We start from the raw sequence: 25,664 nt of genomic DNA, 5'->3' as shown, positions 1-25,664 counted from the left end.
TTATCGTTTACAGGGGTCTACCTTGTCATAACCCTGACGGCTGTTTCAATCAAAGATACGAAACACAAGCACTTTGAAAGCGAACAATAAAATTAAAACGACAAATCGTTACGCGTATAGATTATTTATTGATCAATTTGTGTTGATGCTTTGATCGATTGGGGTGTGCCTTGATGTACAGGCAAATCCGGGCTTGTTAAGCTTTTGTTTTGGTTTAGATATCGAATCGCGCGTGGCACGAAAAAAGAATCAGTACATGGGAAAACTCCTGTTGGGCGTAGTGGCCGTGGGCAGTTTTGCGGTCGCTTTTGGCGAAGGCAAAATCAGCCAGTGGATATCACCGCTCAAACATAACACGGGCTGTTTAAATCAGTTTTACCGTGACGTTCCACCTGTGCTGATGAAGCAAAGCCTGCAAAACAATAGTTATGCGCTGTGCTTTAACGGCTTTAATGTGATGTATTCCGGGGTTTCCAAAACACCATTGTGGTCGGCCGAATATCTCAATCCAGCGCGCCTGAGTGTGAAGCTCAAGCGTGAAGACAGTTTTCATGAAGAAACCCGTGTAGGCAATGCAGCACATCGCGCATTATTGAGCGATTATCGTGGCTCGGGCTACGACCGCGGGCATATGGCACCCAACGGTGACATGGGCGATTTAAAAGCCCAGCATGACAGTTTCTCACTGGCAAACATGGTGCCACAGGCACCTAAAAATAATCAGCATATCTGGCGTGAGCTTGAAGAGGCCACCCGTGCGATTGTGGTCAAGCAAAAGCAAGATGTCTACGTGGTCACCGGGCCATTATTTGAAGGGCAACGCCTAAAAACCATTGGCCGTGGCGTGATTGTACCGACTGCGGTGTATAAGGCGGTGTATATCCCGAAAACAGGTGCCATTGGCGCGTACTATGCACCCAACAACAACTCGTTGCAGGTCAATGTGGTCAGTGTGTGTTATTTAGAGGAAAAACTCGGAATCAACCTGTTTCCGCAGCTGACCGAAGAGCAAAAACGCAATGTCTATCAGCTACCTAAAACCGCTGCGCAGGTTAAGCCAAACCAACCACTGGCCTATGCACACTGGGATGGCGAGAGCCAATGTGCCGAAGAGGCATCTTCTGACACCATTGCAGCCACAAGCAAACAGTTTATCCAGCAAAGCATCGGATCGACGCCACCGTCGTCTTCGGGCGGAATCGACGACGACACCAAGCAGGCTTTAATCAAGCAGCTGGTCGATGCCTTACTGCACTATTTCTTGCAGATTTTACGCTAACAGCACACAGCGATTTGCCCGTTGCAATCACGCGCAAATCGCTGCAAGCTAAAACACTCATACAATCATAAGAAAAGGCCGAGCATGTTTACACCTTATGTCAATGGCACCGAGTCCATGGCAATTGACGATCTTACCATCGAAAACCAGACCGACTGCGTGAGCGTTTATGGCAATCTACAACTGACCAAAGATCAGCAAGGCCTAGCATTTGCCAAAGCCTTACAAAGTGTTATCAATGCTGTGGTGACCGAGCTTGAGGCATCACCTTTGCCCGAGCGTTTAGAGCGCCCCGATCCCGACGAAATCGATAATCCATTTGCCTAACGGCGTGATTGCTGTCGCCACTGCTGCGGTGTTTGCCCCGACCAGTGTTTAAAGGCTCGTTGAAAAGCACTTTGTTCTGAATAACACAGTAACAAGGCGATGTCTTGCAGGCTGAGGTGCGGGTCGCTCAGATATTCGGTGGCCAGCATGTAGCGCACTTGCTGTACCCGTTGCTGATAGCTACTGTGTTGCTGCTGTAAATGGCGCTGTAACTGGCGTACCGAAATACCCAGCTGCTGTGCAATGACTTCAATCTGGTACTGGTTTTGCTGTAAGCCTTTTAAAATCATTTGCTGCAAGCGCTGGTCGAGTTGGGTCGAGTGTGGCAAGCGATCGAGCAGGGCGTGTGCTTGCTGCATCAGCAATTGCTGTAAGGTGTGATCGGCATTGCCCACGACCTTGCTGGCTTCACTGAGCGGAATCAAAAGCTGGGTTTTCGGCTGTGAAAACCGTACCGGACACTGAAAATAACGGTTATAGACTGGCGCATCTTTGGGAAGTGGATTGATAAAATGCACTTCATGCAGCTCGATACGGGTTTTGCACATAAATTGCTGTAAAAATTGCAGCATCAGTGCCATGGCAATTTCATCGGTAAGCTGGGTCGGGTGGGGTTCGGGCTCTTCCCAGCGAATAGAAAAATAAGCACCGTGCTGCTCGACCTTCAGCGGGCTACCATCGTAAACCAGTCGATAAAAATCTTGATAGCGCTTGAGTGCATCGCCCAAACTTTCACACGACAGCGCAATATAAGCCAAAATGCCCAAATGTTTAGGTTGTACGTGACTCGCAATTTTTAAGCCCAGCCCCGCTATAGGGCGCAACTGATACAACTCATCTAATAGCTCACGCCACAGTACATAGTCAAAGCGCTCAAGCCGTTGAATCGCCTGTAAACGGTCGGGTACTGGCAGCTGTTCGGCCTCGCAATAGCACATCAGGAGTTGCCCAAGTCCGCCATAAACCGAGCCTGCATAATTTTTCACTGTGAGCATAGCGACTTTCCATGTTGTCGTGTTTTGTCAATATTGCGTGGTTTTTCGTCAATACATAGCACAGAAAAATTCATATATTCAAGTCAGGATTGAGGAGAACACTATGATTAAAGGATTTATTGCCGGGTTAATTGTGGCCAACGGCTTTGAATGGGTGGCGCATAAATATATTCTGCATGGCGTACACCGTATAGGACAGCCGCGCTATAGCCCGGTTCCTCGAAGTATGGCGTCACACTGGGCACATCATCGTGAAGTAAAAACACAGCATTTTCATGATGACTGTTATGTCGAGGGGCTAGCCAGCTGGCGTACACGTAATGAACTGCTGTCACTTGGCGTGGTCGCAGCGACCTCTATGGCCATATTTGCACCGCTTTCCAAAGGCATGGCCATTGCGGCGGCCTACAGTGCAATCAATTATTTTTATGTACATCGAAAAGCGCATTTACAGCCCGATTGGGCCAAGCGCCGTATTCCATGGCATGTCGATCATCATATGAATGCCAATCAGGATGCCAACTGGTGCGTAACCAAACCGTGGTTTGATTATCTGCTTGGAACACGTGTGGTGTCTTCACCCGATTTAAAAGAGGCTAATCCGCTGGGTATTTGGTTGCCTCCGGCTGTTTCACAGCAATTCACCCATGCGGTTGAACGCTTACGCCCTGTAAAGTGGACACCCACTGCGCTGACTGCTACCGATTACGGCCATCAACAAAACAGGCCACGCAAGGTGGCCTGATGATGTGCTGCCAATTAAAGACGCATTTCAATGCCTTGCGCTGCCAAAAACTGTTTGGCTTCTGGAATGGTGTGCTGACCAAAATGGAAAATACTGGCTGCAAGCACGGCATCGGCACCGCCCTGTAAAATACCATCGGCCAAATGCTGCAAATTCCCTACGCCACCAGAGGCAATGGTCGGAATTGAAACGCGGTTGTTAATTTCGCGCATCAGAGAGATATCATAACCGGCTTTGGTGCCATCGGCATCCATACTGGTTACCAGCAATTCGCCGGCACCGTATTCGGCCATTTTGACTGACCATTCCAGCGCATCAATGCCGGTGGGTTTGCGTCCGCCGTGGGTAAAGATTTCCCATTTGTTTTCGCCGGTTTTTTTGGCATCGATGGCCACCACAATGCACTGTGCGCCAAAGCGTTGTGAGGCTTCTTGTACAAACTCCGGATTAAACACTGCGGCAGAGTTAATACTGACCTTGTCTGCACCGGCATTGAGCAATAAACGGATGTCTTCAACTTTACGTACGCCACCGCCTACGGTAAGCGGAACAAAAACGCTTTCTGCCATGCGTTCGACTGTACGGTAGGTGGTGTCACGTCCATGATGCGTTGCTGTAATATCCAGAAAAGTGATTTCGTCTGCACCTTGTTCGTTGTAGCGGCGTGCGACTTCCACAGGGTCACCTGCATCACGGATATCTAAAAATTGTACGCCCTTTACGACACGGCCATTGTCGACATCAAGGCAGGGAATAATACGTTTTGCAAGCATTGTGACATCCAACAGTATGAGTCTAAATAAATAAATTTTCCGAGATCATCAAGAATCTTGGTAAACTGTGTGGCTATTCTATCAAACTTATATTTGTTTCACGCAGGTTTTCTATGTCGGTTTATACCCCGTTGAGTTTACAGGACGTTCAAGCATTCGCATCGCCTTACGGATTAGAGGTGATTGACTTGATTCCAATTCAGGGAGGTATTGAAAACACCAACTACTTTATAGTCGACAGCGCGCACAAACAGTATGTGCTGACTGTGTTTGAACAACTTGACGAACAAGGTGCCAGTGAATTACCCCCTGTGCTTGAACATTTAGGCCAGCATCACGTACCTGTGGCGGTGCCTTTAAGCTATGCGGGCAAATATATTCATAGCATTGCCAACAAACCGGCACAGATTGCGCCGCGTATTGCAGGCGAGCACCCGATTCCGGCTACACAAACCCAGATTGAAGCCATCGCCAAAGCGCAGGCAGAGTTGCATCTGGCGTTGCAACACAAAACCTTCGAACGCGGTGTGCGCCGTAATCATGCCTACTGGACTGCTGTGGGTCAGCAACTCAAGCCAAAAATGTCATCGGAAGATGCTGAATTGCTGGATTATGTTTACGCGCTATTTAACCAGACCCGTACCCAGCATCCCGATTTACCTCGCGGCTGGATTCATTCGGATATGTTTAGAGACAACACCTTGTTTGTGGGTGATGTGCTGGAAGGTATTTTAGATTTTTCCGAACTCAATCAAGATGACTTCTTGTTTGATATCGCCATTACCATCAATGATTTTTGTACACGCTATCCATTGCCAGAGCTTGATCAGGCCCATGCCGATGCGTTTGTTGAAGCCTATCAGCGCGTGCGTGTTTTAACTGAAGATGAACAGGCCTGTTTGGGTGTTTATCTGGCTATGGCAGCCTGTCGTTTTTGGTTAATGCGTTTGCAAGTGGCTCAGCGTAATCTTGAAGAAGGGCGTACGGGAGACGACATCATGCAAAAAAATCCGCTTGAAATGCGTCAGATGTTAATCAATCGTTTACAGGTTGTTGCTGCCTAAGGAAGACATTGCCATGCGTGATCAGGGACGCTTAGTCGAATGGTTTGATGAAAAAGGCTATGGCTTTATTCAACCCGACGATATGAACAAAGAACGTGTGTTTTTACATATCAGCGACTTTGCCCGCAAAGGGCCGCGTCCTTTGGTGGGCTGTGCACTGGATTATGTGGTGATTTTAGACGAGCAGGGGCGTTTTCGGGCCAAGCAGGTGGTTTACGTCAAAGCCAAAAATAGCCGCGCGCCAAGTCGTTCAAAGGCGCCTTCGGTGGTGCCTGCGGCGCGTCCTGCGCTAGTGCCTATGCAGCTGGCTGCTGTGCTGTATATTGTGGTGGTGGCCGTTTTGAGTTTTAGCAAGCTGCTGCCACCCTTTAGCTTTATTTTTATTACGCTCATGAATGTGTTGAGCTACTGGTTATATGCACAAGACAAAGAAGCCGCGCAAAACGGTACTCGGCGTATTGCGGAAAGTACCTTGCATGTGGTGGCTTTTTTGGGTGGCTGGCCGGCTGCGTGGCTGGCACAACAAAAATTGCGACATAAAACACAAAAACAACCTTTTCGTAAGATTTATTTTTGTACCATAGGGTTAAATATAATTTTATTACTGTGGTTGGTCTCTCCGCTGAATGTTTTGATCCATTAGAGAGGCCTTAAATAGAAAAACGAAAAGGTGACGTATGAATCTTCCTGCTGAACAACTTCAATCTAATAAAACCCTCACACTGGTTCTTTATATTTTATATATTGCTGCAATTTTTAGTGCCGGCTTGCTCGCAATTATCGCGCTCATTATCAATTACGTGAAGCGTCAGGATGTAGAAGGCACTTGGCTTGCCTCGCACTTTACATGGCAGATCCGTACCTTTTGGTGGTATTTGTTCTGGAATATTATTGCCTTTGTGCCATTTTTCTTTTTATTTTTCACAGGCAATAACGACAATCTATTTGCCGGCGTGGCGTTGTCTGCGAGTACCTTCTGTGTGGCGGTGATTGGTCTTTCGTGGATCTGGATTGTCTACCGTGCAATTCGTGGTTTGATTGCGTTAAATGACAATAAGGCGATGTATCTTTAATTGTTCATCGCACTCGCAGAGAAAAGAGTGTATTTCAGACTCTTTTTTCTGCATTCATTCAGTTTGTTTATATCTGGATGGATCTAATAAACAATATTCAGATCGTGACTGAAGGTCTACTCAATAACGATTAAATTAAAATAATAGCATGATGAAGTTTCTTCGTAATTTCGAACCGATTGCAAATTATATTTTTGCCTGCAAAATCAGTGTACAGCAGCACCCGCGCTTAAAGTGGGATTTTATCGGCATGTTCGTATTGGTCTTGCTGGTGGCTTTCTTTGAAACGCTATTTCCTTATTTAATGAAATTACTGATTGATCAGGTTGAGCAAAATCGAAGCTTGCAGATTCGTTCTCTATTTGAAATTAAACTGCTGTATTTGTTGGTCATTGCTTATGCCATGGCATGGCTTATGTCTGAATTACTCAGTTGGGGTAAAAATCTGTACAGCATGGTGATGTCGGTGAATTTTGAAACCTCCTTAATGGCCAAGGGAGTTGAAAATTTTTTAACATTGCCAAAATTTCAGCAAGATGAGATTGAAGTGGCATCTTTCATCACGGATTTACAGCGTGGTGGCAGTGCGATCAGTGAAATGACCTTTTCAATTTTTATCTTGCTCGGGCCAATTGTATTGCAGCTCTCTTTTATTTTTGTGGTGCTGTTTAAAACCATTAATGCTACCTTTAGCTTATTTTTTGTACTGGCTGTTTTGGTCGCGTTTGTCACCTCTTTTGGGTTAAGTCGAAAAAGCAGTCATATTTTTGACCGCATGTATGCACAGCGAAACAAGATTAATCAGGCGATACTGGAAAAAGTCTCGCAAAGCTATGAAATTAAAATTAAACATGCACAGGCTTTCGAGCAAAAACGTCTTGCACATACGTTAGCGCAGTACCGTAATGTAATTAAAGGAACCAATCTGCATATTGGCATTTTAATGATGCTACAGGTGTTTTTTGTATTTGTGTTCCTATTCGGATTTATGCTCTATACCGCCTATATTTCTCAAACTCAACAAATCACTTCGGGGGATTTTGTTTTAGTCAGTACTTATATTATTCAGCTAACCATGCCCTTTTTGATGATTTCTCAAAGCCTGATGCGTGTGAATGGCAATGTCGTGGCATTAAAAATTTATCGACAGTATTTTGATCTATCACATGAAAATTATCAGCACCAGCGCATTGGAAATCATGCTGCTCCGGTACTGTATCGTTTTTACAATGCCACGTTGATGCTGGGCAAACAGAAAATATCAGGTTTTAATCTGGAGATTCATGCGCATAAACGTTATGTCATTATCGGACAAACAGGGCGCGGTAAAACCTCGCTGTTGCATTATTTAATTGGCCTCTCCAAGCTTGAGTCGGGTCGGTTGTATTATAAAGATTTAGATATTTCTCAAGATTTTGCTTTAGACATATTTAATGAGGTGGCTTTTGTTGGGCAAAATGCAGTTATTTTTTCAGGAAGTTTGCGAGATAATTTAATTTATAATAGTCATTATGTTTATTCTGATCATGAATTATTACAATGGTTGAAAGATTTCAAACTCAACAAGATTTTAGAAAAAAATAATATCGACTTAGATACTCCTTTAGAGGATATAACTAAAAATCTTTCAGGTGGAGAAAAACAGCGCATCAGTTTGTTACGGGCATTGTTGGCAAAACCTCAAGTATTGTTGCTCGATGAACCGACATCCGCCCTAGATGCTGAAACAGCAGCACACGTTATGTTTTTTATTTTAAAACAAGTGCCTAGTATTGTTATGGTGACGCATGCTCAAGATTGCATAGCACTGGCCGATCAGGTGATCAATCTAGATCAATTGTTAGCCGATGCAAAAAAAGCAACCACTGAACAATACACGTTTGACACGCGTAAATAATTACACAGATTTTGTAAAGCGTTCTCCATGATTATTTTTGATCTTTTTGAAATTGAATAAAATACATTTACTTATTCATGAACGAATATGAAAGCTTAAAATCAGATTAAAAAAACAGGTGATTTTTTTAATTCTGAATTAAGCAATCCTGCCTAGTATAAAACCTGAACAATCTGCCTAAAGAATAAATAAAACTCTTGGGTACTTGTTTGTGGTGATGCGCTGATATTAACCGCAGCAGATCGACCACGGGGTTTATCCTCAATTTTGTTCCGCAAAATGAACGATAAATACAATCGATGGCGAACATTTGGATATCCTATGAACGCAATAATTCATATTCCTTCAGTCATTCGTGGCGAACAGCGACCCGACTTTATCCAGGCTGAGGTTCTCTCAGATATTTTAGACACCACGGCAGCACAGTACCCGACGCATATTGCCTTAATTGATCAAGATCGTCAGATCAGCTACGCAGAGCTTGCCGCACAAGCCGATCAGATTGCGCAGCAACTGATCGCACGCGGTATTCGGGCTGGTGATATTGTGGGGTTGTGGCTACCGCGCGGTGCCGATCTGTTAATCGCACAAGCCGGGATTTGTAAGGCAGGCGCGGCATGGCTACCCTTCGATATGGATGTGCCTGTCGAGCGCATTCAGGTCTGTCTAGACGATGCACAAGCCAAGGGAATTGTGACCAGCACAGACTGGGCAGCGCAGTTGACCCAACTGGCTCAGACCGTGTGGCCTGTGGCCGAGCTGAACCAGCCAACGAATTTACCACCTGTGATGCAGCGTGCGGCGCGCTCCGATCCGGCCTATATTATTTATACTTCGGGTTCGACCGGAAAACCCAAAGGGATTGTGATTGAACAATCCAATATTTGTCATTTCTTACGTTCTGAAAACTCAGTGCTGGGAGTTCGGCATGACGATAAAGTCTATCAAGGCTTTTCAGTTGCCTTTGATATGTCTTTTGAAGAGGTCTGGATTTCATATCTGGTGGGGGCCAGCATCTGGATTGCACCCAAAGATCTGGTAACCGACCCAGAGCGTTTATGTAAAGCGCTACAGCAGCACAACATCACGGTGCTGCATGCAGTTCCAACCTTACTGGCTTTATTTCCAGAAGATGTACCCAACCTTCGGATTATCAATTTAGGCGGTGAAATGTGCCCCGAAGCACTGGTTGCACGTTGGGATTTACCGCATCACCAGATTTTTAATACCTACGGACCTACAGAAACTACGGTTACTTCAAGTCTGGCACGGGTCTATGCCAACGAACCGGTGACCATTGGGGTGCCATTACCGAACTACGGGATGTTGGTACTCAATGACCAGCTTGAGCTGGTGCCACAGGGCGAAGTGGGCGAATTGTGTGTTTTTGGGCCAAGTGTCGGACGTGAATATCTTGGGCGGCCGGAACTTACAGCAGAAAAATTTATTCAAAACACGTGGGCCAACAACGAGCACGAACTTAAACTTTACCGTACTGGTGATTTGGCCCGTCTGGATGAAAACGGACAGATTCAATGCCTTGGCCGTGCCGATGATCAGGTCAAAATTCGTGGCTTTCGTGTCGAACTGGGTGAAATTGAAGCCAGCCTGTGTGATTTAAACGGTATTGGGACCGCGGCCGTGGTGCTGCGCCGTGACGACGATATGGACCAGTTGGTGGCTTTTATTGTTCTCGATCAGGAACAAAAAGACCGCATTCAGGTGAAGGACATTCGTGCCTATTTAAAAGCACGCTTACCGGCCTACATGGTGCCGAATCGCTTTGAACTGGTCGATCAGGTACCACGCCTACTTTCTGGTAAAATTGATCGTAACGCGCTGCGCAAACTGGAGTTAAGTCAGCACATCGATAGCGCGGTATCTGACGAGCCACAAAACGAAGCCGAACAGATTTTATTTGATTGTCTGGCGAAAATTTTTCCGAATCAGGCCATTCAGCTTTCGGCAGATTTTTTTGATGATTTAGGTGGGCACTCGCTACTGGCTGCCGTTTTAACCTCGCATTTGCGTGAATATCCGCAATATGCACAAATGACCATTCAAAATATTTACCAGCTTCGTAAAGTCGGCGCGATCAGTCAGTTTATGCTGCAACAGGCCAAGCAGCAGCAAATGCGTGAAGTCAAAGCCTATCATATCGATAATGCCAAACGTATCCGCTGTGGTGTGGCACAAATGATGGTGATTCCAGTCTTGATTAGCTTGACCATTTTGCAATGGCTGGCGCCATTTTTTAGCTACCATTACTTTACGGGAAGTCCGGGTGACAGCGTGCTTCGCGCCATGGGTATTTCGCTCGGTGTATACGTACTTAGCCTGATCCTCAGTTTTGCCATTTCAATTGTGGGCAATCGTTTACTGCTAAAAGGCATCCGTCCGGGCCAGTATCCACTCTGGGGCAAAACGTATTTCCGCTGGTGGTTGGCCGATCGTTTGAAAGGCATTGCGCCGCATTATTTGCTGGCAGGTTCAACACTCAATAATCTGTATCTGAAAGCTTTGGGCGCCAAGATTGGACAAAACGTTCATATCGGATCGGTGCATATCCGTATGCCTAATCTGTTAACCATTGAAGATGGGGTCAGTGTGGGTTCGCAGGTGAATCTGGAAAATGCCAAAATTGAGCAAGGGCAGTTGGTACTCGGCAAGATCCGCCTGCAAAAAGAAAGCTATGTCGGTTCGTACAGTGTGCTTGAAGAAAATACCGAACTGCAAGAGTACGCCCATTTAAATGCGCTCTCTGCCTTAAGTAACGGTAAAACCGTGCCCGCTTTTGAAGTGTGGGATGGTGCACCAGCACGCTATAGCAAGCAGTTAGATGTTGCGCATTTGCCTTCACGTGCCCAAGCATCGGCAGGGCGTAAAGTAGTAGAGCTGGGTTATTACGCTTTGAGCGTGGTATTTATTAGCTGCTTGTTCTTCATTCCGATTTTCCCAAGTTTTATTTTGGTCGATTGGTTTGATGTGAACTACTTTCACGGTATTTTGCAGGCATCCAACAGTGTGTCTACCGCGTTCCGTTACTTCCTCTTTGCCATTCCGGCCAGTGCGGTCATGGTGGTGTTTACCGCACTCTTTGCTGCACTGCTACGAAAATTGATCTTGCCGAATTTAAAAGCAGGTACCTATTCGTTACACAGTGGTACTTATTATCGTAAATGGTTTGCTACCCAGATTTTTGAAACCAGTTTGCAAACCCTTCACGGCCTCTTTGCCACGATTTATGCACCTGCTTGGTTTCGTCTTATGGGTGCCAAGGTCGGACGTGACAGCGAAGTCTCGACTGCAACCGGTGTGGTGCCTGAACTATTGTCATTGGGTGACGAGAGCTTTATTGCCGATGCAGTCATGCTTGGTGATGAAGAAATTAGCCGCGGCTGGATGGTATTGCAGCCGACCGTGATTGGTTGCCGTAGTTTTGTGGGCAACAGTGCTTACATTGCCGACGGCACAAGCTTGCCAGATGGCGTACTGATTGGCGTGCAGTCAAAAATTCCAGAGCACGATGTTTTAAAAAGTGGTGAAACCTGGTTTGGTTCGCCTGCACTACGCTTGCCTGCGCGCGAATCGGTTGGTGAATTTCCAGAGCATCTTACTTTCCGTCCAAGCCTTGGTCGTCGCTTCATGCGCGGTATAATTGAAGGGCTACGCATTGTATTGCCGCTGGCCTTCTCCATTGGCATGGGTTACATGATTGTATTGTCTGTGATTGACCACGTGGTACATCAGGGCTGGGCAATCGGGTTACTGACTCTAGCGGTGTCTGGTGTGGTGTATGGCATTGCCAGCTTCTTGGTGATTGTATTGCTGAAATGGGCATTGATTGGTCGCTATACGCCGCGTTCAGCCCCGATGTGGACCATGTTTGTATGGGTGAGTGAGGGCATTACCAGCCTGTACGAATCGATCGCGATACCAAACTGCCTCAACTATGTGCGCGGTACGCCGTTACTGCCAGCCTTGATGCGCTTATTGGGCGTTAAAGTGGGTAAGCAGGTGTATATGGACACCGCAGACATTACCGAATTTGACTGTGTCTCGATTGGAGATTACAGCGAACTCAATAGCTTTAGTGGGCCGCAAACACATTTGTTTGAAGATCGCATCATGAAAATCGGTCGTGTGGAAATTGGGCAACATGTGACCGTACATTGTCGCAGTATCGTGCTGTACAATGCTGAGGTGGGCGATCAAAGCTTACTTGGGCCACTGACCCTGGTCATGAAAGGCGAAAAAATTCCGGCACAATCGGCCTGGATCGGCTCACCGGCGCAGCCGTGGACCAATGGATAAGTACACAATAAAAGCAAAAAAAAGATGCCTCAAGGGGCATCTTTTTTTGTACTAATATTTTTAGTTCAGTACGTTTTGATCCAGCAATAGCTGTGCTTCACGCAGACTTAAACTGCCTTCATAAATGGCACGACCAGTAATGGCACCTAAAATTCCCGGCTGGCCTTTGAGCAAACGCACGTCGTCCAGATTGGTCACACCGCCTGAGGCAATCACAGGTAGGCCAGAATACTGCGCCAAATGAACGGTCTGCTCTACGTTAACGCCTTGCATCATGCCGTCACGCGCAATATCGGTATAGACAATGCTTGATACGCCTGCATCTGCAAAGCGTTTGGCTAAATCGGTGGCCTTCACGTTGGTCACATTGGCCCAGCCATCGGTTGCCACCATGCCATCTTTGGCATCGATGCCCACAATGATATGACCGGCAAACTGTTTGCAAGCCTGCTCAACAAACTCAGGCTCTTGCACAGCTTTGGTTCCAATAATCACAAAGGAAACGCCAGCATCGAGATAATGCTCAATGGTTTCAAGTGAACGAATACCACCACCAATTTGAATTGGCAGTTCAGGCTGAGCTTTGGCAATCGCTTCAACGACAGGCTTATGAATTGGCGTACCTGCGAAAGCGCCGTTTAAATCGACCAAATGTAAGCGACGCGCGCCTTCATTGACCCAATGCTGTGCCGTTGCCACCGGATCGTCAGAGAAAACGGTATCGTCTTCCATACGGCCTTGTTTTAAGCGAACACATTTACCATCTTTCAGGTCAATTGCAGGGATGATCAGCATGTTTTCGTTCCTTGCATCATCATGTAACTAAAATTTGATCCATCTTAACAAACTAATTGCAAATCGCTAAGCCCATAAGTATCGGTTTTTCGCGAAATCAGCTGCTTAAACGTGTCGAATGCTGGATTGGCAATGTATCTGGCTGAAACACCGTCGCGCGCTCGGTATATTCTTGATACGAGCTGAACATGCTGGTACTAAAGCCAACAATAAACAGAATCGGCAACAGCACCAGATACATCCAGCCCAGTACTTTTTCCCAGCCCGGTGTGCCACGCGGCAGACCAAATCGGTTGGCGCCTGCATCGCCTTTGGCAAACAGTAAATACAGCACCAAAATTGCATTAATCAGCGGCACAATAAACAACAGAGACAACCAGCCACTGTGGTTACGGTCGTGCAGTCGGCGGATCATAAAAATAAAGCTATAAAATAAAAACACCACATAGCAGGCAATCAGCAATAGCGTGCTGATCAATTGCACGGCTGTCGATTCAGAAGGAAAACTTGTAAAAATCAGACTAATGACCAAAACGGCAACCACCACCAAAATGGTAGAGAGCAGGCTCCATGCTGCAAAGGACAAACGGCCCATACGGCCTCGGGAGTTTAAAGGGTGATCAATGCTGCCAGGTAGGGCTGGCGGAGTATTATCAGATATCGTCATTTTTATAGGCCTTTTCATCAATGCTATTGTTATGGAAATGATTTAATCAGTAAAAATATAGTCAAACATACCATTCAAAAATGTTATTGCTGCCACTTCGCCCGATCTTAGGCGAAGTGACTAAAAAAGGTTTAGATGTTCCATTCCACAAAGTTTTTGAGCAGTTGCAAGCCTGCGGTATGACTTTTTTCTGGGTGGAACTGCGTGGCAAACAGGTTGTCTTTGTGTATTGCCGTACAAAATTGCAGACCATAGTCACAGGTTGCCGCAACCACATCGTGCTGCTTTGGCTCAACGTAGTAACTATGCACAAAATAAAAACGGGCATCTTGCTCAATGTTGTTCCACATTGGATGGCTCGGATCGCCCTGATGGACCTGATTCCAGCCCATATGCGGTACTTTAAGGCCATCGATATCGGGGAAGTGCTTCACTACACCTTCAAAGATACCCAGCGCATCCGCTCCGCCATTTTCTTCCGAACGCTCAAGCAAAGCTTGCATGCCCACACAAATCGCCAGTACCGGTTTATTAAATGCAGCATGACGCACGACTTCGTCAATACCGGCATCACGCATGCCTTGCATACAATCACGCATTGCACCAACACCCGGAAAGACAATTTTATCGGCTTTGGCAATTAGTTTTGGGTCATTGGTCACATCGACCGTAGCCCCCACATGCTCAAGCGCTTTTGCTGCAGAGTGTAAATTTCCCATACCATAATCGAGAAGGGCTACACGGGTCATTACAGGCTCCCTTTGGTCGATGCAATGGTACCTGCCGCACGCGGATCGATTTCACAGGCCATACGCAGGGCACGGGCAAAGGCCTTAAATACGCTTTCGATTTGGTGGTGACTGTTTTTACCTTTCAGATTGTCGATATGAAGTGTCATCAGGGCATGATTGACAAAGCCTTGGAAAAATTCGGAAAACAGATCCACATCAAAGCTGCCAATGCGAGCGCGCGTAAACGGAATATCCATGAACAGACCCGGACGGCCAGACAGATCGACCACCACACGCGATAGGGCTTCATCGAGCGGTGCATAAAAATGACCGTAGCGACGTAAACCTTTTTTATCTCCCAAAGCCTGTGCAAAGGCTTGGCCTAAGGTGATACCACAGTCTTCGACAGTATGATGGTCATCGATCTCCAGATCGCCATCACAGTGAATATCAATATCAAATAGTCCATGTCGCTTGATTTGATCAATCATATGGTCTAAAAATGGAACTCCAGTGTTCAGTGTACCCTGACCCGATCCGTCGAGGTTCAAACGAACTCGAATCTTGGTCTCATTGGTATTTCTTACCACTTCACTGATACGTTCTGTCATGGACACGTTCCTCAAAAAACGTCAAAAATGATGAATATAAAGATCAATTCGCTGTGACAAAAAAAGTGACAGCACCATCGCTTGCTCAGGAGGGTTAATCAATGCCTATAACCGTACATGCTTATACTTCACTCGAAAACGAAGAAATGCGCACCCAGCTTGAGCGACTGTACGATACAAGTCCTGAATTTGGTGACGGGCAAGATGCAGTTGAACAATTAGAGCAAAATCTGGCTCAGTATACCACGGTTTATACAGCCGAATTTAACAGCAAGATTATAGGTGCAATCTGGTGTACAGGACAAGGAGAAAGCAAGATTCTTGAATATGTGGTGGTGCATCCAGCCAATCGTGGCCGAGGTGTCGCCGAGCGCTTGGTCAGCGAGGCATGCCGCCTTGAAGAAGAAAAAGGTGTAAACAGTTTTGAGCCGGGCTGTGGGGCCATTCACCGCTGTTTGGCGCATATTGGCAAACTATCGACTTGATCGGAGCTATTTATTGAGTGGTTTGGTTTAAAAATAGCCGCTTAAATAAAAAAACGCGTAACTGACTTGACCTTTGATGACGAAACCTGTTTAATACGCCCCATCGGCGCGATAGCTCAGTCGGTAGAGCAACGGATTGAAAATCCGTGTGTCGGCAGTTCGATCCTGCCTCACGCCACCATATATTTGAAAGTTTCTAATCCCTGATCCCATCAGGGATTTTTTTTGGGCGAAATTTTACGCAGTTAGTTAAAAAATCACGATTTTTTGTTGACTAATGCCGACAGATACGGCTTAATACATCCCATCGGCGCGATAGCTCAGTCGGTAGAGCAACGGATTGAAAATCCGTGTGTCGGCAGTTCGATCCTGCCTCACGCCACCATATTCAAAAAAGCCCCTGATTCAATCAGGGGCTTTTTTTTGTCTGACAATTTTAGCTTGCCTGTAAAAATTTTCACTTATAGTAGCGCTATACAGGAAGAATAAAATATAAGGACAATCAGGTGTGAAGGATTTATTTTCACTGGACAGTCGGCGTTACCAGCAAGCTCGACCGATATATCCGCAAGCCATGCTTCAGCATCTCTTAAGTTACGTGCATACGCGTGATCTGGCATGGGACTGTGGTGCAGGTTCGGGCCAGCTCACGCATATGCTGGCACCTTATTTTGAGCAGGTGGTCGGCACAGACATCAGTCAAAGCCAGCTCGATCATGCCGAATATTACGACAACATCAGTTATCAGGTTCAACCTGCCGAAAAAACCACCTTTCCCGACCATTGCTTTGATTTGATTACTGTGGCGCAAGCCGTACACTGGTTTGACTTTGAGGCCTTTTATGCCGAGGTGAAGCGTACGCTGAAACCCCGTGGCATTTTTGCCATTATTGGATATGGACTGATTGAGGTCGATGATCCCTTGTTCCATATGCAGATTCAGCAGTTGTATCATCACACCTTGAGAGGGCATTGGGATCCAGAGCGGCGTTATATCGATCAGCATTACCGTACCATTCCATTTCCATTTCAGGAAATCCAGATGCCGAACTTTGACATTCGCTTGCGTTGGAGTTTTAAGCAATTAATACAGTATTTAGGTACATGGTCTGCTGTTCAGCATTATATTTTGCAAAAAGGTACAGATCCATTACAGGAGCTAAATGCAGCTTGCGCCGATCTGAATCAGATCGTTGAGGTGCGCTTTCCAGTGCTGCTACGTGTGGGTGTACAGGTACGCTAATAACCCACCAAGAGCATGTTAGTTCGATACTCTAATCCGAGATCAGTCGTTTACCTAAACAAATGGCATCGACTTCTTCGTAGCCCAATTCATCGTAAAAGCCTTGTACATCCAGATTGTCCTTGCGTAACAGCAACTGGACCTTGGGGCAGCCACGCGCGATCAGACGCTTTTCTAGTTGCTGAACCAGTGCAGTGGCAACGCCCTGACGCTGATACTGCGGATGAACGGCCAGATAGCTGATCCAGCCACGGTGGCCGTCGTAACCGCCCATGACGGTCGCTACCAGTTGCTCGTCGCGAAGAGCCACTAAAAATAGCCCATCGTTTTGTTCAGTTTTACGGAAAATATCAATTTCAGCATTGTTCCACGGACGGCTCAGCCCGCAAAGTTCCCATAAACTGACAATATCTTCGATATCGGTATGGCTAAACTGGCGAATCATAAACATGGGTTGTTCTTCTTGTGGTGATGTTTAAGCCTTAAGATAAAAGAAAAGAAATCACTTGATAAGCTTTTTTTTTGTATAAAAAAAAGCACCCTGTGATCAGAGTGCTTTGGGTAAAAAAAGGAAGGCTTAAGCAGATTTAGCTTCAGGCTCGATGGCCAGCATGTGTCCATTTTCTTCAAAATTTACATGCCAAGACAATGCTTCGCGTAGCAGGTGTGGCGTATGTCCGCCTTTGGCACATGCACGGTTGAAGTAGTCATTAAGCGCATCTTGATACAGTGGGTGAACACAGTTTTTGATAATCGCCACAGCGCGCTCGCGCGGTGCCAGACCACGTAAGTCGGCCAGACCTTGCTCGGTCACCAAGATATCAACATCATGCTCAGAATGATCGACATGCGACACCATTGGGACGATCGACGAGATGTCACCGCCTTTTGCAATCGACTTGGTGACAAAGATAGCCAAGTGTGCATTTCGTGCAAAATCGCCCGAACCGCCAATGCCGTTCATCATTTTGGTTCCACACACGTGCGTTGAATTGACGTTACCGTAAATATCGAACTCAAGTGCAGTATTGATGCCGATAATCCCTAAACGACGTACCAACTCAGGGTGGTTTGAGATTTCTTGCGGACGAAGTACCAACTTGTCTTTGTAGGCTTCAATGTTGCCAAACACTTTTTCACCGCATTTCGCCGACAGGGTAATCGAGCTGCCCGATGCAAACTTCATTTTTCCAGCATCGATCAATTCAAAGGTACAGTCTTGAAGTACTTCAGAGTACATGACCAAATCTTCAAAGTTTGAATCTTTCAGGCCAGTCAGTACGGCGTTGGCAATTGAACCAATCCCTGCTTGAAGAGGGCCGAGATTTTGCGGTAAACGACCTTCAGCCACTTCTTTTTCAAAGAAAGCGATCAGGTGGTTGGCAATGCCTTGGGTTTCATCATCTGGAAGTGTCACAGTCGATGGCGAATCGGCAGTATCGTTAAATACAATCCCGACAATTTTTGCAGGATCGATCTGAATGGCGCTGGTACCAATTCGCTCGTCTACTTTGGTCAGTGAAATTGGCTGACGTGTTGGACGGTATGACGGAATATAAATATCGTGTAAGCCTTCGAACGCTTCGCTTAAAGAAGTATTGATTTCAACAATCACTTTTTCAGCAAAGATGGCAAAGCTTGCAGAGTTTCCAACAGAAGTGGTAGGAATAATGCCGCCATCTTCAGTAATCGCAATGGCTTCAATTACAGCTACGTCTGGGCGTTTGAGCTGTAAATTACGCATTTGTTCAACTGTTTCAGACAAGTGCTGATCAATAAACATTACTTCGCCATTATTAATGGCACGACGTAAGGTATTGTCGACTTGGAAGGGTAGGCGACGCGCCAATACACCCGCTTCGGTTAACTGTTTATCGAGGTCATTCCCTAAACTCGCGCCCGTAATTAATGTAATTTTTAACGGGTTTTGTTTTGCACGTTCAACTAAAGCTTGTGGGACCGCTTTCGCTTCTCCCGCACGAGTAAATCCGCTCATACCCACAGTCATGCCGTCTTGGATATATGCTGCAGCATCATCTGCGCTAATCACTTTGTTGTGTAATGAGGCCAATCGGATACGATCTAAAGACATGGGTTTACTCTCAATCTGTTTTAGTTCACATGCCAGATTGTACCGTTGTTCGTTTACTTTTGACGCCGTGTTAGGCTAAGGTCTAATGGTTGTGGTAGTTTAAAAAATAATCTTATAAAGCTATGTACAGATTGTTTTTTATACTTTAATATAATTTTGTTAGTAATAATTGCATCACAATAAAATAGATTTTTGTGTCCTGCATCACTCTATTCAACTATCATAATTTTTACTCAGGGATCTAAAATGAAAAATTCAAAGCATATACTGATTACTTGTTTTTTGAGCAGTTTACTCGTGGCTTGCGGTGGAGGAGGGGATGGAGATAATGTAAGCTCTTCTGGAGCAAATAATGCTAGTTCTAGTAACACAGGAACAAGTAATTCAGGCCAATCTAATTCAGTTATTACTACTAATTGTTCTTCAAATGATAGTGGTAAAACTTATCTCGTTACAGGTTCTGGTTGTTTAGTAAAAACTTCATCGAATACTCAAACAGCGGTTTGTTCATCAGCGACAACAATTAAGCTGTTAACAGGTACAAGCTTTACCAAAGATCAAGTTGTTGCTCAAGGTAGTAGTTTCACCAGTAATAATTTGACCATTAATGGTATTGGTTATAAGTGTGTCTAATAGGATGTATCTTAAAAATATTTTTATTGGCTTGACATGTTTTATTTTAGGCTATGGAGTTTCATTACTTAGCACTGATGACGGATCTACCAATCCGTCTCAATCAGTAAAATTAAACCAAGCTGAAATTAATCGCAAAGATGAAAGTACAAAGACCGATGTAGGTTATGCTAACCAGCTTAATACTATGGTTTCTGAATCAGAAAAACGTGTCCTATCTTCCGAATCGATTGAAAAAATCAAATTAATTTTGGATCAAATGCCAGAACAAGAAGTTAATCGATATCTGTCGAAAGCATTTCCATCAAGTGATCTTACAGGAATACATGATAAAAAGAAATTTTCAGAGCGTTTGTTAGAAGAACTATCAAAAGATACGCCGAAAAATGACGCTAAATTGCTTGGAAAACTGGTAGTTTCTAGCAATCTAAGTAATAATTTTCAATCTGAGAATATGGATAAAGTCTACAAAAATCAACAAATTATTGCACACTACGACACAATGGGTAATTTGACAAAAAGTGACCAGGTTTTTGTGAAATGGTTCAATAGAGATACAGGTGAAATTTTATTATTCACTCCTCAACCAGTTAATCCTCAAAGTGATCAAAACTGGGTGAGTTATTCACCACCAGCAGGATGGAAACCAGGTAACTATGCAATTCAATATTATCAAATAAATGATCAATTAACTCCAATAGCCCAAACAGATTATACGATTACTGATATTCTTCATTAACTTAATGATGGAATTAATTTTGGATAATTGGCAATAAAATACGCGCTTCGAGCCCACCTTCAGGACGATTATGAATCAGTAGCTCACCTTGGTGTATATCGACAATCCGTTTGACAATTGCCAGCCCCAAGCCGCTGCCCTGAATTGTTCGCGCTGAATTACCGCGGACAAAGGGTTGCATCAGTTCTTCGATCTGATCTTCTGGAATGCCTTCTCCGTGGTCGGCGACAATAATCAGAATATGATCGCCTTCGACCTGTGCGGTCAGCTCGATTGGCTCTGCACCATAGCGTTTGGCATTGTTAATCAGATTGGCAATCAGGCGTTTTAGCGACAAGCTACGTGCAGGAATAATCGGAACATCTTGTGCTTCGAAGTGAATTTCGAGTGGTTTAAATTGCACCACCAATTCTTGCAGCAAAATATTAATATTGGTGTCGCGTAGTTCTTCGTCGGAGCCATCGCGCATATACGAAATAAACTGATTTAAAATGGCATCCATATCATCGACGTCATAGACCAGCCCTTCTCGTAAAAACTCATCGGGTAGCATTTCGGCAGTCAAACGAATTCGAGTGAGCGGCGTACGTAAATCGTGGGAAATACCCGCCAGCATGATTTGCCGATCACGTTCGGTTTGCTCAAGTGTATAGATCATATGATTAAACGCTTGATTCACCTGACGAATTTCTAATGGGCCGTGGTTGGTGCCCAAATAAGGCGCCTTACCGGTTTTACTATAGGCATTGGCCGCATTTTGTAAGCGGCGCAGTGGGCGGTTAAGCTGACGCACCAAAGTCAAAATAATAATGGCAGACAGAAGCGGAACGCCAAGTAGCCAGCCAAACACCAGCTCAGGGCTATAGTTGGCATAGGTTTTTAAGGGTTCACGAACCCAATTGCCGTGCATTTCTGGCGTTTGAATCCAGATACGTGGGCTTGGCTTAAACTGGAAATACACAATGACATTATCGACTTTTAGCTCATTGGCCAGTTTATCTTCAACATGATTGGTAAAGAAATCCGCAATCACTTTGTCGCGGACATTGGGATATTCTTTGGGGTCTGTAACGTACTCGATTCCGACTCTGTTTTTGAGCCATGTGTCGACATCAACCTCAACATCACGATGAAAAATACGAATGTCGGGGTTATTCACCAGTTCCAGCTCGACAGCCAGATAGCGCGCATGTTGCTGGATTTCAGGCAAATATAAGGTGCGCCAAAAAAACCACAGCGACATCATCAGACTAAACACCACCACGAACAGCACCAGCACCGTGGTGCGCATTGCAGCTGAACGCGGTTTAATTTTGTCGAGAAAGCGTTCCCATCGGGTTCGTTTACGTTCGGAATACGCAACGTAATCGGTATACGCTTGCGGGTCGATGGGGTCGAGCTTCACTCAATCATCCTAAGTCTAAATTATATCTTATTCTGCACCATCTGGAACAAATACATAGCCCACGCCCCACACGGTTTGGATATAACGTGCGCGTGCTGGGTTGTCTTCGATAAGGCGGCGCAAACGCGAAACCTGTACATCGATTGAACGTTCCATTGCACCCCATTCACGACCACGCGCCAAATTCATCAGTTTGTCACGGGTCAAAGGTTCACGTGGGTGTTGCACCAAGGCTTTCAAGACTGCAAATTCGCCTGTGGTGAGTGTCACCACTTGGCCTTCACGAGTCAGGGTGCGTGTAGAAAGATCGAGTGACCATGGGCCAAAGCTCACCACTTCAACTTGCTGACTTGGGGCGCCCGGCACTTCACGAACCTGACGACGCAGTACCGCACGGATACGTGCCAGTAGCTCGTTTGGATTAAACGGTTTTGGCAAATAGTCATCTGCACCGGCTTCTAACCCTGCAATTCGGTCAGAGTCGCTGCCGCGTGCAGTCAGCATGATGATCGGGGTGTCGATATTAGACTGACGTAAACGACGACAGATACTCAAACCGTCTTCCATTGGAAGCATAAAATCTAAAACAATTAAAGAAAATAATTCGCGCTGAAGCAAACGATCCATTTGAGTTGCATCGTGGGCCGTTTTAACAACAAAACCTTTGTCTTCCAAGAAGCGTTGCAAAAGGGTGCGCAAACGTACATCGTCATCGACGACAAGAATCCGTTCGACGCGATCGGTGTCGTTATGTACAGTTTCAGTATGTTCAGCAGGTACAACTAAACTCATGATGTACTCCCTTTATTTAAGTCATAATTTATAGATTATTGGATCAATGCAGTATAATGCCGATATTCTTGTTTAGACTATGTATCAAATTGCTCAAAATTACAATTTTCGGCGAGATTTGAAACCAAAAAACAACATCTTAAAAGCATTTGATGCACTGTATATCTTTCATGAATATTCCAGATTAATCCCTGTTCATCATTCTTTGTATTTATGCCTCTAAGTGACTGTTTTTACAAGTGACAAGTTGATGAAATTTGTACGTTCGATGCCAGATTCCTTAAAATAAAACAGCAGCCCATAAATGACGTATTAAATGTGCAAAATATCACATCTGTTTGAGTAGCCGATCAGGCCTATTAAATAGAATAAATGTACTGTAATTGATTCGAATTTTTGTCAAAACCCAGCGCATGATTCAAAAAAACGTTTTGAATAAGTAAAACAAGTGTGGATTTTATAGTCTCGGTCTTTATAATCAGTGCTTTTAAACTTAATCCTTGTGGAATCGAACACGATGACTGACTTAGTTCAGCAGTTGGCAAGCGAGCTTGCCGTACGTCCAAACCAAGTAGAAGCTGCCATCCGTTTAATTGATGAAGGTGCCAGTGTTCCTTTTATTGCCCGTTACCGTAAAGAGGTCACGCAAGGCTTAGACGATACGCAACTACGCCAACTCGACACACGCTTGTCTTATCTGCGTGATTTATATGAACGTCGTGAAAAAGTCATTGAGTCGCTAAAAGAACAGAACAAACTTTCCGATGATTTATTGGCACGTGTTAACGCTGCCGAAACCAAAAATGCACTTGAAGAAATTTACGCGCCATATCGTCCAAAGCGCACCAGTAAATCGTTCAAGGCACGTGAAGCCGGTCTTGGGCCATTAGCAGAGCGCATTGTTGCCGAGCAAATTGAACCGACAGAGGCGCTGGCTGGATTTGAGCATGCCGATTATCCAGATGCCGAAAGCCAGCTCGATGCCGTGCAACATATTATTATTGATGACTGGGCGCAAAACATTGCCTTGACCACAGAGCTTAAAAGCCTGTTCGCCAAGACGGCCAGCCTCAAAAGTACGGTGGCTTCTGATGAGAAAAAAGAAGTTGGTAAAAAATTCCGTGATTACTTTGAGTTTTCTGAAAACTTAAACAAACTCCCTTCACACCGTTTACTTGCCATGCTACGCGGCCGTCAAGAAAATGTGTTGGGCCTTAAAGTAGACGGACAAGACGATGCACCTTTGGCACGCATTGAAACCGAATACAATCTGGATCAAGTACAGCCACAAGCCCGTCAGGATTTTTTAAAGCAAACGGCAAAACTGTTCTGGTTAGGTAAAATTCGTCCGCAAATCGAGCATTCTTTGCTGACCGAAAAACGCCTTGCAGCCGAAGCTGAAGCCATGCAGGTATTTGCAGAAAACTTGCGTCACTTATTATTGTCTGCACCAGCGGGCAGTCGCACCACTTTAGGTGTCGACCCTGGTATTCGTACCGGTGTAAAGCTGGCTGTGGTCAGCGAAGCGGGCGATGTATTGGCGCACAGTACCATTTACCCATTTGCACCTAAAGAAGATAAAGAAGGCTCGATTGCCGAGCTTGCACGCTTGTGCCGTGAATACAATGTGGATCTGATTGCAATTGGCAACGGTACAGCAAGCCGTGAAACTGAAGCCGTTGTTGCTGAAATGATGGCTGCCAATACCGATCTTAAACTGACACGTGTAACAGTCAGTGAAGCAGGAGCATCGGTTTACTCGGCAAGCGAGCTGGCAGCAGCAGAATTGCCTGAACTGGATGTGTCGATTCGTGGTGCCGTATCTATTGCCCGTCGTTTACAAGATCCATTGGCGGAGCTGGTAAAAATCGATCCAAAATCGATTGGTGTGGGTCAGTATCAGCATGATGTCAATCAGACGGGTCTGGCAAAAACGCTCGATGCGGTGGTTGAAGACTGCGTAAACGCCGTGGGTGTCGATGTGAATACCGCATCGTCTGCCATTTTGGGTTACATCGCCGGTTTAAACAAAGCGATTGCTCAGCAAATTGTGGAATATCGTAAAGAGCATGGCCGTTTTGACAACCGCCAGTCGTTGAAAAATGTACCACGTTTGGGTGAGCGCACCTTTGAACAGGCAGCAGGTTTCTTGCGTGTCTTGAATGGTTCTGAACCACTTGATGCTTCTGCTGTCCATCCGGAAAGCTACGGTTTGGTGGAAAAAATGGTACAAGCCAAAGCCACGACTGTAAAAGACCTGATCGGTAATTCGGAAATTATTCGCCAGATCAAAGCAGATGAGTTTGTCGATGACACCTTTGGTTTACCAACCGTTCAAGATGTATTAACAGAGCTTGAAAAACCGGGCCGCGATCCACGTCCAGAATTCCGCACAGCCAAATTCCGTGATGACGTAACCGAAGTGGCACAGCTCACTGAAGGCATGCAGCTTGAAGGCGTAGTGACCAATGTCACCAACTTTGGTGCATTTGTGGATGTCGGCGTCCATCAGGATGGTCTGGTGCATATTTCTGAACTGGCGAATGAGTTTGTCTCGGATCCGCACAAAGTGGTCAAGCCGGGTCAGATCGTACAAGTTCGAGTGATTCAGGTCGATGTTGAGCGTAAGCGTGTCAATTTAAGTATGCGTCCTGAAGGTTCAGAAGCGCCGGCGAAAGCTGCGCGTGCGCCACGTCGCGAAAATAATGAGCCACGTCCTGAGCGTAAGCCACAGCATAAGCGTCCACAGCAGGCTGCACGTCAAGGCGATTCGAGCAAAAAACCACAGCGTGCTAAGCAAGAAAAGCCTCAAGAACAAAAAATTGGCGGCCTAGGTGCTTTGTTGCTCCAAGCCGGCATCAAAGGTTCTAAGTAAAAGTTTGTAAGTAAAACTGAAATAAAAAAACCTCCTGAATGGGAGGTTTTTTTACGCCTATTGTTTTTGCTTTAGGTATTGTCATTTCAATAATAAAACCAGAGCGCAACATGAGGTGAATCTGAAGAT

At 45.4% G+C, this 25,664-nt stretch carries 23 protein-coding genes and 2 tRNA genes; 15 read left to right on the top strand and 10 right to left on the bottom strand.

Annotation, left to right across the window (positions count from 1 at the left end; genetic code table 11):
* Positions 1-256: 256 nt before the first annotated feature.
* Positions 257-1,279 carry a DNA/RNA non-specific endonuclease gene (locus L2096_RS03575; protein WP_250364883.1) on the top strand — a complete coding sequence of 341 codons (1,023 nt, stop codon included), beginning with the start codon at positions 257-259 and terminating at the stop codon, positions 1,277-1,279.
* An 84-nt stretch (positions 1,280-1,363) separates the two neighbouring features.
* Positions 1,364-1,606 carry a hypothetical protein gene (locus tag L2096_RS03570; protein WP_004934110.1) on the top strand — a complete coding sequence of 81 codons (243 nt, stop codon included), beginning with the start codon at positions 1,364-1,366 and terminating at the stop codon, positions 1,604-1,606.
* Here L2096_RS03570 and L2096_RS03565 read toward each other — a convergent pair.
* On the bottom strand, positions 1,603-2,601 hold the full coding sequence (locus L2096_RS03565; RefSeq protein ID WP_055414649.1) for an AraC family transcriptional regulator: 999 nt from the start codon (positions 2,599-2,601) through the stop codon (positions 1,603-1,605). The genes L2096_RS03570 and L2096_RS03565 overlap by 4 nt on opposite strands.
* A gap of 103 nt (positions 2,602-2,704) precedes the next feature.
* On the opposite strand from L2096_RS03565, the gene L2096_RS03560 reads away from it, so the two are divergent.
* Positions 2,705-3,346, top strand: a complete 642-nt coding sequence (locus L2096_RS03560; protein ID WP_250364882.1) for a sterol desaturase family protein — start codon at positions 2,705-2,707, stop codon at positions 3,344-3,346.
* 14 nt (positions 3,347-3,360) lie between these two features.
* On the opposite strand, the gene hisF is transcribed toward L2096_RS03560, so the two are convergent.
* On the bottom strand, positions 3,361-4,119 hold the full coding sequence (hisF, locus tag L2096_RS03555; protein WP_250364881.1) for an imidazole glycerol phosphate synthase subunit HisF: 759 nt from the start codon (positions 4,117-4,119) through the stop codon (positions 3,361-3,363).
* 113 nt (positions 4,120-4,232) lie between these two features.
* On the opposite strand from hisF, the gene L2096_RS03550 reads away from it, so the two are divergent.
* The 5 genes from L2096_RS03550 (at position 4,233) to L2096_RS03530 (ending at position 12,467) form a co-directional block, all read left to right on the top strand.
* Positions 4,233-5,183 carry a homoserine kinase gene (locus tag L2096_RS03550; protein WP_004944910.1) on the top strand — a complete coding sequence of 317 codons (951 nt, stop codon included), beginning with the start codon at positions 4,233-4,235 and terminating at the stop codon, positions 5,181-5,183.
* 13 nt (positions 5,184-5,196) lie between these two features.
* Positions 5,197-5,826, top strand: coding sequence for a DUF1294 domain-containing protein (locus L2096_RS03545; protein WP_076033146.1), 630 nt, complete (start codon positions 5,197-5,199; stop codon positions 5,824-5,826).
* A gap of 34 nt (positions 5,827-5,860) precedes the next feature.
* Positions 5,861-6,256 carry a DUF4870 family protein gene (locus L2096_RS03540; protein ID WP_004934122.1) on the top strand — a complete coding sequence of 132 codons (396 nt, stop codon included), beginning with the start codon at positions 5,861-5,863 and terminating at the stop codon, positions 6,254-6,256.
* Between the two features lie 148 nt (positions 6,257-6,404).
* Complete coding sequence (locus L2096_RS03535; RefSeq protein WP_250364880.1) at positions 6,405-8,153, top strand: ATP-binding cassette domain-containing protein; 1,749 nt, start codon at positions 6,405-6,407, stop codon at positions 8,151-8,153.
* A 321-nt stretch (positions 8,154-8,474) separates the two neighbouring features.
* Positions 8,475-12,467, top strand: a complete 3,993-nt coding sequence (locus L2096_RS03530) for a Pls/PosA family non-ribosomal peptide synthetase (RefSeq protein ID WP_250364879.1) — start codon at positions 8,475-8,477, stop codon at positions 12,465-12,467.
* Positions 12,468-12,527: 60 nt separating this feature from the next.
* Here L2096_RS03530 and hisA read toward each other — a convergent pair whose 3' ends face one another.
* The 4 genes from hisA to hisB form a co-directional block, all read right to left on the bottom strand.
* Positions 12,528-13,262, bottom strand: coding sequence for a 1-(5-phosphoribosyl)-5-[(5-phosphoribosylamino)methylideneamino]imidazole-4-carboxamide isomerase (hisA, locus tag L2096_RS03525; protein ID WP_004934127.1), 735 nt, complete (start codon positions 13,260-13,262; stop codon positions 12,528-12,530).
* A 97-nt stretch (positions 13,263-13,359) separates the two neighbouring features.
* A complete protein-coding gene (locus tag L2096_RS03520) occupies positions 13,360-13,929 on the bottom strand; it encodes a DUF805 domain-containing protein (RefSeq protein WP_250364878.1) in 570 nt (189 codons plus the stop codon).
* Positions 13,930-14,060: 131 nt separating this feature from the next.
* Complete coding sequence (gene hisH, locus L2096_RS03515; RefSeq protein WP_004944917.1) at positions 14,061-14,678, bottom strand: imidazole glycerol phosphate synthase subunit HisH; 618 nt, start codon at positions 14,676-14,678, stop codon at positions 14,061-14,063.
* Entirely contained in the window at positions 14,678-15,271 is a 594-nt protein-coding gene (gene hisB / locus L2096_RS03510; RefSeq protein WP_004934134.1) for an imidazoleglycerol-phosphate dehydratase HisB, read from the bottom strand. Before hisB ends, hisH begins: the two co-directional genes overlap by 1 nt.
* Positions 15,272-15,372: 101 nt before the next feature.
* Between hisB and L2096_RS03505 the strand changes: the two genes are divergently transcribed.
* From L2096_RS03505 to L2096_RS03490, 4 genes are all read left to right on the top strand, one after another.
* Positions 15,373-15,756, top strand: coding sequence for a GNAT family N-acetyltransferase (locus tag L2096_RS03505; RefSeq protein WP_004934135.1), 384 nt, complete (start codon positions 15,373-15,375; stop codon positions 15,754-15,756).
* Positions 15,757-15,861: 105 nt separating this feature from the next.
* Positions 15,862-15,937: transfer RNA gene (locus tag L2096_RS03500), tRNA-Phe, on the top strand.
* Positions 15,938-16,065: 128 nt separating this feature from the next.
* Positions 16,066-16,141: transfer RNA gene (locus tag L2096_RS03495), tRNA-Phe, on the top strand.
* A 123-nt stretch (positions 16,142-16,264) separates the two neighbouring features.
* A complete protein-coding gene (locus tag L2096_RS03490) occupies positions 16,265-16,999 on the top strand; it encodes a class I SAM-dependent methyltransferase (RefSeq protein WP_004934138.1) in 735 nt (244 codons plus the stop codon).
* A 31-nt stretch (positions 17,000-17,030) separates the two neighbouring features.
* Here the strand turns inward: L2096_RS03490 and L2096_RS03485 are convergent, their stop codons facing one another.
* Positions 17,031-17,450: a GNAT family acetyltransferase gene (locus tag L2096_RS03485; protein WP_004934141.1), complete on the bottom strand. Its 420-nt coding sequence runs from the start codon at positions 17,448-17,450 to the stop codon at positions 17,031-17,033.
* A 126-nt stretch (positions 17,451-17,576) separates the two neighbouring features.
* Entirely contained in the window at positions 17,577-19,091 is a 1,515-nt protein-coding gene (scpC, locus tag L2096_RS03480; protein WP_004934143.1) for a succinyl-CoA:acetate CoA-transferase ScpC, read from the bottom strand.
* A gap of 246 nt (positions 19,092-19,337) precedes the next feature.
* Between scpC and L2096_RS03475 the strand changes: the two genes are divergently transcribed.
* The gene (locus L2096_RS03475; RefSeq protein WP_250364877.1) at positions 19,338-19,724 is read left to right on the top strand and encodes a hypothetical protein; all 387 of its coding nucleotides are present in this window, start codon (positions 19,338-19,340) and stop codon (positions 19,722-19,724) included.
* 4 nt (positions 19,725-19,728) lie between these two features.
* The gene (locus tag L2096_RS03470; RefSeq protein WP_250364876.1) at positions 19,729-20,463 is read left to right on the top strand and encodes a hypothetical protein; all 735 of its coding nucleotides are present in this window, start codon (positions 19,729-19,731) and stop codon (positions 20,461-20,463) included.
* Between the two features lie 13 nt (positions 20,464-20,476).
* On the opposite strand, the gene L2096_RS03465 is transcribed toward L2096_RS03470, so the two are convergent.
* On the bottom strand, positions 20,477-21,868 hold the full coding sequence (locus L2096_RS03465) for an ATP-binding protein (RefSeq protein WP_250364875.1): 1,392 nt from the start codon (positions 21,866-21,868) through the stop codon (positions 20,477-20,479).
* A 27-nt stretch (positions 21,869-21,895) separates the two neighbouring features.
* Positions 21,896-22,660, bottom strand: a complete 765-nt coding sequence (ompR, locus tag L2096_RS03460; protein ID WP_004934149.1) for an osmolarity response regulator transcription factor OmpR — start codon at positions 22,658-22,660, stop codon at positions 21,896-21,898.
* A gap of 517 nt (positions 22,661-23,177) precedes the next feature.
* On the opposite strand from ompR, the gene L2096_RS03455 reads away from it, so the two are divergent.
* Positions 23,178-25,535, top strand: a complete 2,358-nt coding sequence (locus tag L2096_RS03455) for a Tex family protein (RefSeq protein ID WP_250364874.1) — start codon at positions 23,178-23,180, stop codon at positions 25,533-25,535.
* The last annotated feature ends 129 nt before the right edge of the window (positions 25,536-25,664 follow it).

It is taken from the genome of Acinetobacter sp. ACZLY 512 (genome assembly GCF_023614015.1).
In the GTDB taxonomy this organism is placed as follows: Bacteria; Pseudomonadota; Gammaproteobacteria; order Pseudomonadales; family Moraxellaceae; genus Acinetobacter; species Acinetobacter soli.
The sequence above is the reverse complement of the archived record's forward strand: the minus strand, read 5'-3'. Positions and strand labels throughout refer to the sequence as shown.

Bases quoted from the DNA above. Each gene is read 5' to 3' on its own strand.
- L2096_RS03575 (WP_250364883.1), top strand. From the start codon at position 257: ATGGGAAAACTCCTGTTGGGCGTAGTGGCCGTGGGCAGTTTTGCGGTC.
- L2096_RS03570 (WP_004934110.1), top strand. From the start codon at position 1,364: ATGTTTACACCTTATGTCAATGGCACCGAGTCCATGGCAATTGACGAT.
- L2096_RS03565 (WP_055414649.1), bottom strand. From the start codon at position 2,601: ATGCTCACAGTGAAAAATTATGCAGGCTCGGTTTATGGCGGACTTGGG.
- L2096_RS03560 (WP_250364882.1), top strand. From the start codon at position 2,705: ATGATTAAAGGATTTATTGCCGGGTTAATTGTGGCCAACGGCTTTGAA.
- hisF (WP_250364881.1), bottom strand. From the start codon at position 4,119: ATGCTTGCAAAACGTATTATTCCCTGCCTTGATGTCGACAATGGCCGT.
- L2096_RS03550 (WP_004944910.1), top strand. From the start codon at position 4,233: ATGTCGGTTTATACCCCGTTGAGTTTACAGGACGTTCAAGCATTCGCA.
- L2096_RS03545 (WP_076033146.1), top strand. From the start codon at position 5,197: ATGCGTGATCAGGGACGCTTAGTCGAATGGTTTGATGAAAAAGGCTAT.
- L2096_RS03540 (WP_004934122.1), top strand. From the start codon at position 5,861: ATGAATCTTCCTGCTGAACAACTTCAATCTAATAAAACCCTCACACTG.
- L2096_RS03535 (WP_250364880.1), top strand. From the start codon at position 6,405: ATGATGAAGTTTCTTCGTAATTTCGAACCGATTGCAAATTATATTTTT.
- L2096_RS03530 (WP_250364879.1), top strand. From the start codon at position 8,475: ATGAACGCAATAATTCATATTCCTTCAGTCATTCGTGGCGAACAGCGA.
- hisA (WP_004934127.1), bottom strand. From the start codon at position 13,262: ATGCTGATCATCCCTGCAATTGACCTGAAAGATGGTAAATGTGTTCGC.
- L2096_RS03520 (WP_250364878.1), bottom strand. From the start codon at position 13,929: ATGACGATATCTGATAATACTCCGCCAGCCCTACCTGGCAGCATTGAT.
- hisH (WP_004944917.1), bottom strand. From the start codon at position 14,678: ATGACCCGTGTAGCCCTTCTCGATTATGGTATGGGAAATTTACACTCT.
- hisB (WP_004934134.1), bottom strand. From the start codon at position 15,271: ATGACAGAACGTATCAGTGAAGTGGTAAGAAATACCAATGAGACCAAG.
- L2096_RS03505 (WP_004934135.1), top strand. From the start codon at position 15,373: ATGCCTATAACCGTACATGCTTATACTTCACTCGAAAACGAAGAAATG.
- L2096_RS03485 (WP_004934141.1), bottom strand. From the start codon at position 17,450: ATGTTTATGATTCGCCAGTTTAGCCATACCGATATCGAAGATATTGTC.
- scpC (WP_004934143.1), bottom strand. From the start codon at position 19,091: ATGTCTTTAGATCGTATCCGATTGGCCTCATTACACAACAAAGTGATT.
- L2096_RS03475 (WP_250364877.1), top strand. From the start codon at position 19,338: ATGAAAAATTCAAAGCATATACTGATTACTTGTTTTTTGAGCAGTTTA.
- L2096_RS03470 (WP_250364876.1), top strand. From the start codon at position 19,729: ATGTATCTTAAAAATATTTTTATTGGCTTGACATGTTTTATTTTAGGC.
- ompR (WP_004934149.1), bottom strand. From the start codon at position 22,660: ATGAGTTTAGTTGTACCTGCTGAACATACTGAAACTGTACATAACGAC.
- L2096_RS03455 (WP_250364874.1), top strand. From the start codon at position 23,178: ATGACTGACTTAGTTCAGCAGTTGGCAAGCGAGCTTGCCGTACGTCCA.